Source organism: Microbacterium sp. TNHR37B (assembly GCF_001620065.1).
Taxonomy (GTDB): Bacteria; Actinomycetota; Actinomycetes; order Actinomycetales; family Microbacteriaceae; genus Microbacterium.
Window position 1 is genome coordinate 224989 of the sequence record NZ_LQGV01000001.1, and the last position, 13179, is coordinate 238167.

A 13179-nucleotide genomic window follows, 5' to 3' on the forward strand; every position below is an offset into this window, starting at 1 on the left:
TCGGATGACGTTCCGACTCCAGGTCGGTGTTTGCTCCGACGTGGGGCCGCATCGCGAGGACAATCAGGACTCGGCGTTCGGCGCGCCCTGGGCTGCGGCCGTTGCGGATGGTGTCGGTGGTGGCCCCGCAGGGGATCTCGCTTCGTCGGCGTTCTTGCATCGCTTGGTCGCGTTCGGCCCCGAGCTCCGAGGCGTCGACGACTTCGCGATGCGCCTCCGCGGCGCGAACTGGGATCTGGGGGCACACGTGCGTCGAGATCCTGCGCTGGCCGGCATGGCGACGACCTTCACCGGAGTCTGGTTCGATGCCTCCGGTGCGCTCCTGCTCGCCCATACCGGCGACTCCCGTGCGTACCTGCTGAGGCAGTCTCATCTCATCCGCCAGACGCGCGACGACTCCTTCGTTCAGAACCTGGTCGACCAAGGAATCGTCGCCCCCGCGGATGCCATGACGCATCCGCGTCGCAACATCATCACGGCTTCTCTGCGGGGCGACGCCGCCGACGTCATCCGTGTCGTTGAACGAGCACCAGTGAGTGGAGATCGATGGGTGCTCTGCAGCGATGGAGTCAGTGACTACCTCGACGACGACGCGATCGCCGAGGTGGTGAGCGACACAGCTGCGAACGTGCAGGAGCTTGCCGAGCGCCTCGTGGACGTCGCGCTGGAGGCCGGATCCCGAGACAACGTCACAGCGGTCGTGTGCGACGTCATCGACGGCGTTCCGAGCCTGGTGCCGCCCGTCTGGGCGGGCGCCGCCGCCGCTCGCTTCCAGGAGCAGCTCGCCGGCTGAGGCCTGTCAGGCCTCAGGACGAACCCACATCACGAGCGGGTCGAACACGCGGGGGAGCGGTCCCAACGCGCCCTCGGTGGGAAAGCCCTCGCGCACCCAGTACTCATAGCCGCCGATCATCTCGCGCACGTCGTAACCCAGCCGCGCGAACTCCACAGCGCCTTTGGCTCCCGCATTGCAGCCCGGGCTCCAGCAGTAAACGACGACCGGGGTGCTGAGGTCGATCTCTGACGACGCTCGAGCGGCGATCTCGCGGTAGGGGATATGGCGGGCACCGACGATGTGCCCCTGGTCCCACGCGTCACGGCTGCGGACATCGACGACGACCACCGCGTCGCCAGCGCGTTGTGCGGCGTAGAGATCGGAGGCATCGGTCTCATGCTGAAGCTTGCTCTGGAAATACGTCAGGGTATCGGTCATGCTTCGACGCTAGGCCCAGACGCAATGCGGCGAGGAGGGCTTCTCAGCCACTCCTCGCCGCATTCCTGCCGTGTGTCAGAAGTCAGTCGTCGCTGTCCTTCTTCGCGGACTTCTTGGAGCTCCCACCGTCCTCGTCGGGGACGATCACGTTCGAGGGGCGGTTGGCCGTCTCGCTGTTGTGTCCGTCGTCGATCGGGTGCAGCGGTGCGTCGGGAACGCCGGCACGCTCGTGCGCGCCCCGGAGCTCTGCCGCTTCCTCTTCGGCAATGTGGTCGAGCGTGTGATGCTGGTGAGCGCGAGCCTCGTCGATGTCGGCTTGCGTGACCGGCACGAGACGGTCCTCGAAGAACCAGCGCGACAGCGAGGCACGCAGGTTTTCGTGCCACGGGATGCGGCCGCGGTCGTTGGGACGCACCACCAGAGGAGCATTGGTCTCGAAGTCGACCAGCTTGACGAGCTCGTACTCGTCGACCGGCTGGTGCACCTCGATGTACTCGCCACCGGGCAGACGCACGATGCGGCCGGACTCGTAGCCGTGGAGGGCGATCTCACGATCCTTCTTCTGCAGCGCAAGTGCGATGCGCTTGGTGATGAAGTACCCGAAGATCGGGCCGAGGATCAGCAGCGCCTGCAGCGTGTGGATGACCCCTTCCATCGTCAGATGGAAGTGCGTGGCGATGATGTCCGACGAGGCCGCTGCCCAGAGCACGGCGTAGAAGATCACGCCGGCGACGCCGATCGCGGTGCGCGTGGGGGCGTGACGGGGACGCTGGGCGATGTGGTGCTCGCGCTTGTCGCCGGTGATCCACGCCTCGATGAACGGGTACAGCATGACCAGGACGATGAAGAGTCCGAGGCCGCCGAGCGGGATCAGGATGTTGAACGACCATGTGCGGTCGAACAGCACGAACTCAAGATGCGGTGGCACGAGGCGCAGGGCGCCGTCGGCGAATCCGATGTACCAGTCGGGCTGCGTGCCGGCCGACACCGGGGAGGGGTCGTACGGTCCGTAGTTCCAGATCGGGTTGATCGTGAACAGCGCGGCGATGAGGACGATCACGCCGAAGGTGATGAAGAAGAAGCCGCCCATCTTGGACATGTAGACCGGCATCATCGGGTATCCCACGACGTTGCTGTTCGTGCGGCCGGGACCGGCGAACTGCGTGTGCTTGTTCACGATCATCAGCATGAGGTGGACAGCGAGCAGCGCCACGAGGATCGCGGGGAGCAGCAGGATGTGGAGAACGTAGAGGCGGCCGACGATGTCGGTACCGGGGAACTCGCCGCCGAAGAGGAGGAACGAGGTCCAGGTTCCGATCAGGGGGATGCCCTTGATCATGCCGTCGATGATGCGCAGACCGTTCCCCGAGAGCAGGTCGTCGGGGAGCGAGTAGCCGGTGAAGCCCTCACCCATCGCGAGGATGAAGAGGATGAAGCCGATCACCCAGTTGAGCTCGCGCGGCTTGCGGAAGGCGCCGGTGAAGAAGACGCGCAGCATGTGCACGCCGATTCCCGCGACGAACACGAGAGCCGCCCAGTGGTGGATCTGGCGAACAAGGAGTCCGCCGCGGATGTCGAACGAGATCCGCAGCGTCGAATCGAGTGCCGCCGACATCTCCACACCGACCATGGGGACGTAGGCCCCCTCGTAGTGGGTCTCCACCATCGAGGCCTGGAAGAAGAAGGTCAGGAAGGTTCCCGACAGCAGGACGACGACGAAGCTCCACAGAGCGATCTCGCCGAGCATGAAGGACCAGTGATCCGGGAAGATCTTCCGGCCCAGCTCCTTCACGAGTCCCGAGAGGCTCGTGCGTTCGTCGATGTAGTTCGCCGCGCCGGCGACGAAGCGACCGCCGAGCGGCTTCTCCGTCGAGCTGTTCTGCGCGCCGGGGTTCTGTGTTCCTGTCTCAGTGACAGTGGCGGTGCTCAATGGCGCTCCCAGAAGCTCGGGCCGACAGGTTCGTGGAAATCGTCCTGCGCGATGAGGTAACCCTCCGCGTCGACGGTGATCGGGAGCTGCGGCAGCGGCCGCGCGGCCGGCCCGAAGATGACCGCGGCAGAGCGCGACACGTCGAACTGCGACTGGTGGCAGGGGCACAGAAGGTGATGCGTCTGCTGTTCGTACAGGGCGACGGGGCAGCCGACGTGGGTGCAGACCTTGGAGTAGGCCACGATCCCGTCGTACGACCACTCGAGCTTGTTGTGCTCTGCGGGCAGCTGCTCAGGCAGGAGACGCATGAGGAGCACGATGGCCTTGGCCTTCTCCTCCAGATAGCCGTCGTGGTGGCTCATCTTGGCGAGCGGCTCGGGGATCACGTGCACGGCGGAACCGAGCGTCAGGTCGGCGGCCCGGATCGGCTCGCCGCTCGGGTCGTGGGCCAGGCGCATGCCCTTCTTCCACATGGTGTGGCTGAGGAGGGCGACCGGGTCACCGGCGATCTGCTCGCGAGCGTCTCCTGCGGGGTTGCTCTGCGGGGCCAGCCCGCGGAAGAGCACGATGCCGGGTGCCACCGATGCGACGAGCGCGGCGATGAGGGAGTTGCGGATGACGGCACGGCGACCGAACCCGGACTCTTCGTTCGCGTCACGGAATGCTTGGACGGCGCCCTCGCGAGTGGTGTCCCGCCCGCGCGTGGCGTGACGGGGCTCGATGTGCTCCTTGTCCGACATGATCGCCTTCGACCAGTGGATGGCGCCGACGCCGATGGCGAAGAGGGCCAGAGCGATACCGAGACCGACGAACAGGTTGTTGTGACGGATGTCGACGATCTGCCCGCTCTCGATCGGGAAGAGCATGTAGGCGGCGATCGCCCAGATGCTGCCCGCGAGAGACAGGTAGAAGAGGGTGTACACCGTGCGGACCGCGCGCTTCATGGCAGCGGGGTCCTTGTCCGTCGTGCGTGCCCGATGCGGCGGCAGACCGGGGTTCTGCACGGGGTCGGGAACCGCGACTGCGAGCCCGGTAGAGGGCTTCCATGAAGCCCTCTCGTGCTCGAGCGCGTCTTCCTCGTGTGCCATGGTGCTCCTCGTACGTTGCGTCAGTGAAGTGTTGTCGTGGCCGTCGCTCAGTTCGACTTCGCCGTGATCCACACGGTGAGTCCGATCAGCGCGCCGATGCCGAAGATCCAGATGAACAGACCCTCGGAGACCGGACCGAGCGAGCCGAGCGAGAAGCCGCCGGCCGATTCGTTCTGCTGCATCCACATGAGCGCCGAGATGATGTCGCGCTTCTCATCCGTCGTGAGCGTCATGTCGTTGAAGACCGGCATGTTCTGCGGCCCGGTGACCATCGCGGCGTAGATGTGCAGCGGGCTCGTGGACGTGAGCGCCGGGGCGTACTTGCCCTCGGTGAGAGCACCTCCTGCTGCGGCGACGTTGTGGCACATCGCGCAGTTGATGCGGAACAGCTCGGCACCGTTGGCGACGTCGCCCTTGCCGTCGAGGATCTTCGCGGCCGGGTAGGAGGGGCCGGGTGAGGTCGACTGCACCCAGGCAGCGATCGCCTTGATCTGTTCCTCGGTGAACTGAACCGGCTTCTGCGGAGCCTGCGGTCCCTGCATCTGCAGCGGCATGCGTCCCGTGGACATCTGGAACTCGACGGCCAGCTCACCGACGCCGTAGAGAGACGGCCCGTCGGGGGTGCCCTGCATGTTCAAGCCGTGGCAGGTGGCGCAGTTGGCCTGGAACAGTTTCTGGCCGTCGTCGACGGTCAGCGTCGTCGATGCGGCAGTGGCGGGCTCGGTGGCGGCCATCGCGGCGGACGCGCCGGCGTAGACGCCGCCGCTGACGAGCAGACCGATGCCGATCAAGGCGGCGGCGGCCCACTTGCTGCGGCGTCCGGTCTGGCGACGCGTGGTCTTCGATGCCATGGAGGTACTCAGCTCCGCTCTGTTACTTGACGAAGTAGATGACGATGAACAGGACGATCCAGACGACGTCGACGAAGTGCCAGTAGTAGGACACGACGATCGAGGTGGTCATCTCCTTACGTCCGAAGTTCTTGACGGCGTAGGCGCGACCGATCACGAGGAGGAAGGCGATCAGGCCGCCGGTGACGTGCAGGGCGTGGAACCCCGTCGTCAGGTAGAAGGCCGATGCGTAGGAGTCGGCGCTGATGGGCATGCCCTCGGCGACGAGTGTCGCGTACTCCCACACCTGGCCGGAGACGAACACGGCACCCATGATGAAGGTGAGGAAGAACCACTCGACCATGCCCCACTGACGGAACTGCCAGATCGAGCCCCTGCGGTACGGCTGGAACCGCTCCGCGGCGAAGACGCCGGCCTGAGCGGTGAAGGAGGAGAGCACCAGGATCAGCGTGTTGACAGCGGCGAACGGGATGTTCAGCAGCTCGGTGCGGTCGCCCCACAGCTCGGGGGACGCGTTACGGAGCGTGAAGTAGATGGCGAACAAGCCGGCGAAGAACATGACTTCGCTGCCGAGCCAGACGATGGTTCCGACGGCGACCGGATCCGGACGCTTGACGGAGCGCAAGGCTTGGGAATAGGTCGCTGGAGTGGTCGTCACGGATTCATTATGGCTGATTCCGGGAGTGGTTTCCTCATCCCTGAAGGTGGGTTCGACTTTCGGAGGGGATCGGAATCGGATCGATACCCGCCGTGAAGCTGCCGTGAGACTGCCGATAGGATCGGTCCTCATGGCGGAGCTGTACTCGTGGCCCGAGATCCTCACGAACCTCCTCGCACGTCGCGACCTGAGCGTCTCCGAGTCGACCTGGGCGATGCGAGAGGTGATGTCGGGTGCGGCGACACCGTCGCAGCTAGCGGGATTCCTGGTGGCCCTGCGCGCCAAGGGGGAGACGGTCGACGAGATCGTCGGTTTCCGCGACGCGATCCTGGAGGCGGCGCTCCCGCTCCCGGTCCCCGCTGAGGTGCTCGACATCGTCGGCACGGGTGGGGACCGCTTCGGCACCGTCAACATCTCCACGATGTCGGCGATCGTCGCCGCGGCGTCGGGTGTCCCGGTCGTCAAGCACGGCAATCGGGCCGCCAGCTCGTCGTCGGGATCCTCCGATGTGCTGGGTGCCCTCGGCATCGACCTGAGCCTTCCGCCCGAGCGCGTCGCCGAGGTCCTCGAGGAGGTCGGTATCACCTTCGCGTTCGCCTCGGCCTTCCACCCTGGATTCCGGCATGCGGGACCGACGCGGACCGAGCTCGGGGTCCCCACCGTCTTCAACTTCCTCGGACCGCTGTGCAACCCGGCCCGCGCGGAGGCGAACGCCGTTGGCGTGGCCCATCTGGATCGAGTGCCGCTGATCACCGGCGTGTTCCAGACCCGGGGGGCCACAGCGCTCGTCTTCCGCGGAGATGACGGCCTGGACGAACTGACCACGACGGGGCACAACCGGCTGTGGGAGATCTCTCGCGGCGACATCCACGAGCACGATTTGGATCCGCGCGACATCGGCATCCCCCTCGCCGACATCGACGACCTCCTCGGCGGCGACGCTGCTCACAATGCCCGTATCGTGCGCGACGTCTTCGACGGAGCGAGCGGCGCGGTGCGAGACATCGTGCTGTTGAACGCTGCTGCGGGCATCGTCGCGTTCGACCTGTTCCAGGACGCCACTCAGGTGCAGACCCCGATCGTCGAGCGACTCGCCGCCGCGAAGGATCGGGCAGCCGACGCCATCGACGCTGGCGCGGCGAGAGCCACCCTCGAGGCATGGGTCGAGGCGACACGACGCTGATCCCTCCTTTCGGCAGGGGTTTTTCCCGGGAGCGCTCTCTGGCCGTGCGAGACAGGGCCCGCTACCGTGAGATCACCGTCCGGTGACCCGGACGAGTCATCTCCAGAGAGGACCTTCCCCCATGTCCGAAGAATCAGCCGCCACGGTCGACGCCCTCGAGCCGCCTTCGAAGAAGGTCGGGTTCGTGAAGGTCGCCGGAGTCCTCGGCATCCTGGGAGGCATCGCTCTGATCGTCGTCGGCATCGTGGTGTGGACCATGGTGTCGAGCCAGCTGCGCGCGGAGAACATCGTCGTTCCCGACGACGCCGCCGCCTTCCAGGGACAGGTCGTCGCCGGCCCGCTCACGGCCTTCGTGCAGGCCGACATCATCCAGCACCACGCCCTCGAGGCCTCGGGGGGCAAGACCTACGCCGAGCTCGACCGTGAGGACCCCGTGCGCGCGACCATGATGAACGCGTCGTTCCTGCGGGCGTCGCTGTTCACGTCGGTCGTCTCGTTCGGTGTCGCTGCGTTCGCGATGGGGATCGGTTTCTTGTCGATCATCTTCGGGGCGGCGCTCTATCGCTTGGCGCGAGTTCCGGTCGTCGTCAGACGGTCCGCCGTCACGAGCTGACCACGACCGAACGGGCCCGCGCACTGGTGGCGTGGGCCCGTTCGGCGTTTCCACCGATCAGAGGAGGCGGCGATGGAGCCGATCGATGCGCTGAACGAGATCGCGACGTTGCTGGAGCGAGAGAGGGCCTCGCGCTATCGATCGAAGGCGTTCCGCGCGGCGGCCCGCGCGATCGAGGGCCTCGGGTTCGAAGAGCTCTCCGATACGGCAGCGCTTCGCCGCCGGAAGGGGATCGGTGATTCTTCGCTCGCCGTCATCCGCGAGGCGCTCGAGGGTCGTGTCCCTCGGTATCTGGCCGAGTTGAGAGACGCGGACGCTCGGCCGGAGTCGCGCCTCCGAGGGCAGCTGCGGGGTGACTTGCATGCGCATTCGGAATGGTCCGACGGGCAGACGAGCATCGACCTGATGGTGGAGGCTGCTCGCGCGCTCGGCCACGACTACCTTGCGCTGACCGATCACTCGCCTCGACTGCGCGTGGCACGGGGACTGTCCGCGGAACGTTTGCGCGAGCAGCTCACGGTGGTGGACGGGTTTCGGTTCGATGACTTCACCCTGCTCAGCGGAATCGAAGTGGACATCCTCGACGACGGAGGGCTCGACCAGGACACCGGGCTCCTTGATGACCTCGACATCGTCGTGGCGTCCGTTCACTCGTCGCTGCGAATGGAACGCTCACGGATGACGGCGCGGCTCGTGCGCGCGGTGTCGCAGCCGCAGGTCGACGTGCTCGGTCATGTGACGGGCCGGCTCGTGCGGGGTGAGAGAGGGACGAGACCGCCCTCCGAGTTCGATGCCGCCGAGGTCTTCGCTGCGTGCGCGGCCCATGGCGTGGCCGTTGAGATCAACTCGCGGCCCGAGCGCGAGGATCCGCCCGACGAGCTCATTCGGATGGCGATTCAGGCGGGGTGCGTGTTTGCGATCGATTCCGACGCGCATGCCCCGGGTCAGCTGAGCCTGCTCGACGAGGGTGCCGCTCGCGCGGAGCGTCTGGGAGTGCCGTCGGACCGTGTCGTCACGACGTGGTCACGTGAGCGTCTGCAGGCGTGGACTGCCTCCCGCTGACCGCCTCGGCGAGCGCAACCGTCGGAAGCATTCCGTCCGCGCGCGGTGTCAGCTGCGAGCCGCGAGTGCGTCCGTCGCGCGAGTGAGGGAGGCGCCGAGCCCCCACTTCTCGGCGACCGAGGCGACGACGGCGGCATCCGGGCGGGTGATACGGGCGTCGGTAATCCCGACGGGGACTTCCAGGTCGCGGACGACGGCGACCACCCGCGGGGCGACGGCGAGATAGTCGGCGGCCTCCAGGATTTTGGCGCGAACCCCGGCGCTCAGTCGCTCGTCGCTCTCCGCGGCATCGATGATGCCGGCGAGCGTGCCGTATCGGGCGAGAAGCGTAGTCGCCGTCTTCTCTCCGATCCCTGCCACTCCGGGGAGCCCGTCGGAGGGATCGCCGCGCAGGACCGCGAAGTCCGCGTACTGGGAGGGCGTGATTCCGTACTTCTCCGTCGTCGTGTGGCCGGTGTGGACCTCGAGGTTGCTCATTCCGCGGCCGGTGTAGATGACGCGGACGTCGCGATCGTCGTCGATCAGTTGGAACAGATCCCTGTCGCCCGTGACGACGTCGACGGGGATCGTCGAGATGGTCGCGTACGTGCCGATCACATCGTCGGCCTCGTGGTGCGCAACGCCGACCACGGGGATTCGAAGCGCGTGCAGCTCGTCGCGGATGGCGGGGAGCTGGTGCTCAAGCGGGTCGGGAACGACTTCCACGTCGGGAGCCGCGACGATCTCTTCGGCAACGCGGTGTGCCTTGTAACTGGGGATGAGGTCGACACGCCATTGTGGTCGCCAGTCGTCGTCCCAGCAGGCGATGAGGTGGGTGGGTTCGTAGAGTGCGACGAGCTTCGCGATCATGTCGAGGAGTCCGCGCGCGGCGTTGATGGGGCGCCCGTCGGCGCCGGCGACGCTGTCCGGGACGCCGTAGAACGCACGGAAGTAGAGCGACGCGGTGTCGAGGAGCATGAGGCGGTCGGTCACGCAGTCATCCTGTCACGGTGGTTCGTACCGGTGGTGGCTGTTAGCAGCCGGGGGCGTGGGGGGTTTCGTGGCAGGTGTGTTGGACGAGGGCGGTGTGGGCTTCGAGGATGGTGATGCGGGTGGTGTGGGCGGGGATGTCGAGCAGGCCCGGGACGCGGGTCCATCCGTTGCCGAAGTCGACGTCGGCGCGGAAACGGATCGTGACGCGGGCGGTGTAGGTGCCGCGGTGTTCGTAGACGTGGCTAGTGGCGGTGGGAGTCAGTTGTGCTGCTCCGAGCTGGTTCCAGGTGCGGCCCCCGGTCGGGGACTGGCGGGTGGCGCCGTCGCCGTAGTCGAACAGGAACGTCTGCGGCTGGAACCGGACACGGACCGGCAGATCGAACAGCTCGCCCTCACGGATGTGTTCAGCTGCGGCGGCGACCACGTTCACCGGCATCCCCGCGACCCCCACTCCTGCCGGCTCGGGAACCAACGGCGCCACCTCCGGCGCGAACGACGCCACATCCGACAGCGTCGGCTCCGGACGCGTCACCACCTCATAGACACCGCACCTCTGCAGAGGATCGTCGCAGTTGAGTCCGTCATCAGAATCAGATTCGGTGTCTCGACCTCGGGTATCGCCGCGCTCATCTCTGGCTTTGCCGCGCTCGTTGTCCACGCGCGACTTCGAACCACTGTGGCCATTGATGTCGACGGTGCCGTCGCCGACGGACGTGTCAACCGCGCAGAGCCCCGCAGCTCGGCTTGCGGCCGAGCAGCTGCTCGCGGGGACCGTGATCTCAAGCAATCCTGCTACGAGCAACTCTACGAACATACGCCGTCCTTCGCCTTGCTCTCCGAGATGAGCGCAGTGTCCCCTGAGATCAAGAACATGACCTCCAAACCCACGACCGGTGTGCGGTCGGGAGGGGTCACGTCAGTCTCGGTCTCATCGAGGACTCGGGTCTCGCTGACATCGAGACACACATACCCGAGCAATGAGGATGTGTCGCTCCGCACCGGAGTAAGTGAATCGAGTCTGATGGCCCCATCGAGGCGGATTCCCTCACGCTCGAACTGGAGTCGTGAGAGACGTTCGCCTTCCAAAGCGCTGCCCGTGAGGTACTGGTCGGCCTCAAACGTGTGGTTCGTTGTCGCTCGATCCGAGTTGAGCGCTTCTATGTAAGAACGGTAGGTCGCCTCTGCGACGGCGGCGGTCGCAACCTTCGGAGATCGTTCGGGGGACCCCTGCGTGGGCGCAGGAACTCGAGTGGTTTCGGGCACACAGGCCATGAGGCAGATGGCTGACATGACGATGATCAGTCCGCCCGCAGCACGTTGTCTCCCCATGCGCTCACGCTAGTGACGTCTCTCTGCGCCCTTGCAGGGTTATCCACAGCCCGCAAGAGATTCGGCGTCGTAGGCTCGACCAGTGCAGTCTCCTGATGACGGAGCGGCGGCCGCGGGCAACGCCTTCTCCCGCGGAGCGCGGCGGCGCCTCCCCGACGACGCGTCGTGTCCGTGCGGTGGAGGCCGCTTCGGTGACTGCTGTGGGCCGTGGCTGCGCGGTGCCGACGCGCCCTCGGCGGAGACGTTGATGCGGTCGCGATACTCGGCATTCGCGCTTCGCGACGGCGACCACCTCCTCCGAACCTGGCACCCTGCGACCCGACCCGTGCGGCTCGAACTCGACGACCAGCTGTTCTGGGAAGGGCTGACCGTCGACGCGGTGGAAGGCGGTGCGCCGGGGGATCGACGAGGCATCGTCGCGTTCCGCGCGCGCTGGCGGGATGCCGCCGATGGCTCACGCGGAGAGCTTGTCGAACGCAGCAGGTTCCGATCCGATGGCGCCCGTTGGTGGTACCTCGACGGCCAATCGGAGTCCGTCTCAAACAGGTGAAGGATCTGGTTCCACAGTCTGCATCCGGTCTTGCCGGGCGGGGGAGCGGTTCTGATACCCTGGAGTGTCACGCTTGTGGTGTTTTCGCCATGCGTTCGTGACACGCGAATCCCATTCACACCGCTGCTGCCGTGCCTCGCTCGTTTGCGAGGGAGGAAGAAGCGTCCGCTTCGGGGCCGCAGCCCGACACCCAACCCAACAAGGACAACCCACTACATGACTACCGCAACGACCGCCCCGGCCACCAAGCAGGTCGCTATCAACGACATCGGATCTGCTGAGGACTTCCTGGCCGCGGTCGAGAAGACCCTGAAGTTCTTCAACGACGGCGACCTCATCGAAGGCACCGTGGTGAAGATCGACCGCGACGAGGTCCTCCTCGACGTCGGCTACAAGACCGAGGGTGTCATCCCCTCGCGTGAGCTCTCCATCAAGCACGACGTCGACCCGAACGAGGTCGTCAAGGTCGGCGACGAGGTCGAGGCCCTGGTTCTCCAGAAGGAGGACAAGGAAGGCCGTCTCATCCTGTCCAAGAAGCGTGCCCAGTACGAGCGCGCCTGGGGTGATGTCGAGAAGATCAAGGAGAACGACGGCGTCGTCACCGGATCGGTCATCGAGGTCGTCAAGGGTGGCCTCATCGTCGACATCGGCCTCCGCGGCTTCCTTCCGGCATCGCTCATCGAGCTGCGTCGTGTGCGCGACCTCACGCCGTACCTCGGCCAGGAGATCGAGGCGAAGATCCTCGAGCTCGACAAGAACCGCAACAACGTTGTCCTCTCGCGCCGCGCACTGCTCGAGCAGACGCAGTCCGAGTCGCGCACCACGTTCCTCAACAACCTGCACAAGGGTCAGGTCCGCAAGGGTGTCGTGTCGTCGATCGTCAACTTCGGTGCGTTCGTCGACCTCGGCGGCGTCGACGGTCTCGTTCACGTCTCCGAGCTCTCGTGGAAGCACATCGAGCACGCCTCCGAGGTCGTCGAGGTGGGCCAGGAGGTCACCGTCGAGATCCTTGAGGTCGACCTCGACCGCGAGCGCGTCTCGCTGTCGCTGAAGGCGACGCAGGAGGACCCGTGGCAGGTCTTCGCCCGCACGCACGCGATCGGTCAGGTCGCCCCGGGCAAGGTCACCAAGCTCGTCCCGTTCGGCGCATTCGTCCGCGTCGCCGATGGCATCGAGGGTCTCGTGCACATCTCGGAGCTGTCCGGCAAGCACGTGGAGCTCGCCGAGCAGGTCGTCTCCGTCGGTGAAGAGGTCTTCGTCAAGATCATCGACATCGATCTCGAGCGTCGCCGCATCTCGCTCTCGCTGAAGCAGGCGAACGAGTCGGTCGACCCGAACGGCACCGAGTTCGACCCGGCCCTCTACGGCATGGCGACCGAGTACGACGAGAACGGCGAGTACAAGTACCCCGAGGGCTTCGACCCCGAGTCGGGTGCCTGGCTCGAGGGCTTCGACGCTCAGCGTGAGAAGTGGGAGCAGGAGTACGCCGCTGCTCAGGCCCGCTGGGAGCAGCACAAGGCTGCCGTCGCCAAGGCCCTGGAGGCCGAGGCTGCCGCTCCGGCCGAGATCGGCGGATCCTCGTTCTCGTCCGACTCCTCGAACGCCGGTGGCACGCTCGCCGACGACGAGGCGCTGGCTGCACTGCGCGAGAAGCTCTCCGGTCGCTGATCGGACACGCTCAGAAGGGGCCGCGACCATTTGGTCGCGGCCCCTTCCTCGTCTGTCCCGAC

The 13179-nt window shown here is 66.2% G+C and carries 14 protein-coding genes; 6 read left to right on the forward strand and 8 right to left on the reverse strand.

Annotated features, from left to right (window positions below; translation table 11 throughout):
- Window positions 1–4 precede the first annotated feature (4 nt).
- The gene (locus tag AVP41_RS01095; RefSeq protein WP_067159538.1) at window positions 5–793 is read left to right on the forward strand and encodes a PP2C family protein-serine/threonine phosphatase; all 789 of its coding nucleotides are present in this window, start codon (window positions 5–7) and stop codon (window positions 791–793) included.
- A 6-nt stretch (window positions 794–799) separates the two neighbouring features.
- On the opposite strand, the gene AVP41_RS01100 is transcribed toward AVP41_RS01095, so the two are convergent.
- The 5 genes from AVP41_RS01100 to ctaE form a co-directional block, all read right to left on the reverse strand.
- Window positions 800–1213, reverse strand: coding sequence for a rhodanese-like domain-containing protein (locus AVP41_RS01100; protein ID WP_067159541.1), 414 nt, complete (start codon window positions 1211–1213; stop codon window positions 800–802).
- Between the two features lie 82 nt (window positions 1214–1295).
- A complete protein-coding gene (gene qcrB, locus AVP41_RS01105; protein WP_067159544.1) occupies window positions 1296–3143 on the reverse strand; it encodes a cytochrome bc1 complex cytochrome b subunit in 1848 nt (615 codons plus the stop codon).
- Window positions 3140–4231 carry a cytochrome bc1 complex Rieske iron-sulfur subunit gene (gene qcrA / locus AVP41_RS01110; RefSeq protein ID WP_067159547.1) on the reverse strand — a complete coding sequence of 364 codons (1092 nt, stop codon included), beginning with the start codon at window positions 4229–4231 and terminating at the stop codon, window positions 3140–3142. Before qcrA ends, qcrB begins: the two co-directional genes overlap by 4 nt.
- 47 nt (window positions 4232–4278) lie before the next feature.
- Window positions 4279–5082: a cytochrome bc1 complex diheme cytochrome c subunit gene (qcrC, locus tag AVP41_RS01115; RefSeq protein WP_067159550.1), complete on the reverse strand. Its 804-nt coding sequence runs from the start codon at window positions 5080–5082 to the stop codon at window positions 4279–4281.
- Between the two features lie 22 nt (window positions 5083–5104).
- Window positions 5105–5740, reverse strand: coding sequence for an aa3-type cytochrome oxidase subunit III (ctaE, locus tag AVP41_RS01120; RefSeq protein ID WP_197464234.1), 636 nt, complete (start codon window positions 5738–5740; stop codon window positions 5105–5107).
- 130 nt (window positions 5741–5870) lie between these two features.
- Here ctaE and trpD point away from each other — a divergent pair, with 130 nt between their 5' ends.
- The 3 genes from trpD to AVP41_RS01135 all read left to right on the forward strand — a co-directional run bounded on the left by trpD (window position 5871) and on the right by AVP41_RS01135 (window position 8598).
- The gene (trpD, locus tag AVP41_RS01125; protein ID WP_067159553.1) at window positions 5871–6923 is read left to right on the forward strand and encodes an anthranilate phosphoribosyltransferase; all 1053 of its coding nucleotides are present in this window, start codon (window positions 5871–5873) and stop codon (window positions 6921–6923) included.
- 121 nt (window positions 6924–7044) lie between these two features.
- A complete protein-coding gene (locus tag AVP41_RS01130; protein WP_067159556.1) occupies window positions 7045–7536 on the forward strand; it encodes an aromatic ring-opening dioxygenase LigA in 492 nt (163 codons plus the stop codon).
- A 72-nt stretch (window positions 7537–7608) separates the two neighbouring features.
- Entirely contained in the window at window positions 7609–8598 is a 990-nt protein-coding gene (locus AVP41_RS01135; protein ID WP_067159560.1) for a PHP domain-containing protein, read from the forward strand.
- A 48-nt stretch (window positions 8599–8646) separates the two neighbouring features.
- On the opposite strand, the gene AVP41_RS01140 is transcribed toward AVP41_RS01135, so the two are convergent.
- The 3 genes from AVP41_RS01140 to AVP41_RS16530 all read right to left on the reverse strand — a co-directional run bounded on the left by AVP41_RS01140 (window position 8647) and on the right by AVP41_RS16530 (window position 10899).
- Entirely contained in the window at window positions 8647–9570 is a 924-nt protein-coding gene (locus AVP41_RS01140) for a 5'-3' exonuclease (protein ID WP_067159563.1), read from the reverse strand.
- 40 nt (window positions 9571–9610) lie between these two features.
- Entirely contained in the window at window positions 9611–10102 is a 492-nt protein-coding gene (locus AVP41_RS16890; RefSeq protein ID WP_231902637.1) for a hypothetical protein, read from the reverse strand.
- Between the two features lie 272 nt (window positions 10103–10374).
- Window positions 10375–10899 carry a hypothetical protein gene (locus AVP41_RS16530; RefSeq protein WP_157532363.1) on the reverse strand — a complete coding sequence of 175 codons (525 nt, stop codon included), beginning with the start codon at window positions 10897–10899 and terminating at the stop codon, window positions 10375–10377.
- Between the two features lie 82 nt (window positions 10900–10981).
- Here AVP41_RS16530 and AVP41_RS16895 point away from each other — a divergent pair, with 82 nt between their 5' ends.
- Both AVP41_RS16895 and rpsA read left to right on the forward strand, forming a co-directional pair.
- A complete protein-coding gene (locus AVP41_RS16895) occupies window positions 10982–11449 on the forward strand; it encodes a YchJ family protein (RefSeq protein ID WP_082828965.1) in 468 nt (155 codons plus the stop codon).
- 216 nt (window positions 11450–11665) lie between these two features.
- A complete protein-coding gene (gene rpsA, locus AVP41_RS01160) occupies window positions 11666–13117 on the forward strand; it encodes a 30S ribosomal protein S1 (RefSeq protein WP_067159574.1) in 1452 nt (483 codons plus the stop codon).
- Window positions 13118–13179 lie beyond the last annotated feature (62 nt).

What these genes read in the sequence shown, in the direction of transcription:
- AVP41_RS16530 (WP_157532363.1), bottom strand. Translation starts at nt 10,899, where the DNA reads ATGGGGAGACAACGTGCTGCGGGCGGACTGATCATCGTCATGTCAGCC.
- qcrA (WP_067159547.1), bottom strand. Translation starts at nt 4,231, where the DNA reads ATGGCACACGAGGAAGACGCGCTCGAGCACGAGAGGGCTTCATGGAAG.
- qcrC (WP_067159550.1), bottom strand. Translation starts at nt 5,082, where the DNA reads ATGGCATCGAAGACCACGCGTCGCCAGACCGGACGCCGCAGCAAGTGG.
- AVP41_RS01135 (WP_067159560.1), top strand. Translation starts at nt 7,609, where the DNA reads ATGGAGCCGATCGATGCGCTGAACGAGATCGCGACGTTGCTGGAGCGA.
- AVP41_RS01100 (WP_067159541.1), bottom strand. Translation starts at nt 1,213, where the DNA reads ATGACCGATACCCTGACGTATTTCCAGAGCAAGCTTCAGCATGAGACC.
- AVP41_RS01095 (WP_067159538.1), top strand. Translation starts at nt 5, where the DNA reads ATGACGTTCCGACTCCAGGTCGGTGTTTGCTCCGACGTGGGGCCGCAT.
- trpD (WP_067159553.1), top strand. Translation starts at nt 5,871, where the DNA reads ATGGCGGAGCTGTACTCGTGGCCCGAGATCCTCACGAACCTCCTCGCA.
- rpsA (WP_067159574.1), top strand. Translation starts at nt 11,666, where the DNA reads ATGACTACCGCAACGACCGCCCCGGCCACCAAGCAGGTCGCTATCAAC.
- AVP41_RS01130 (WP_067159556.1), top strand. Translation starts at nt 7,045, where the DNA reads ATGTCCGAAGAATCAGCCGCCACGGTCGACGCCCTCGAGCCGCCTTCG.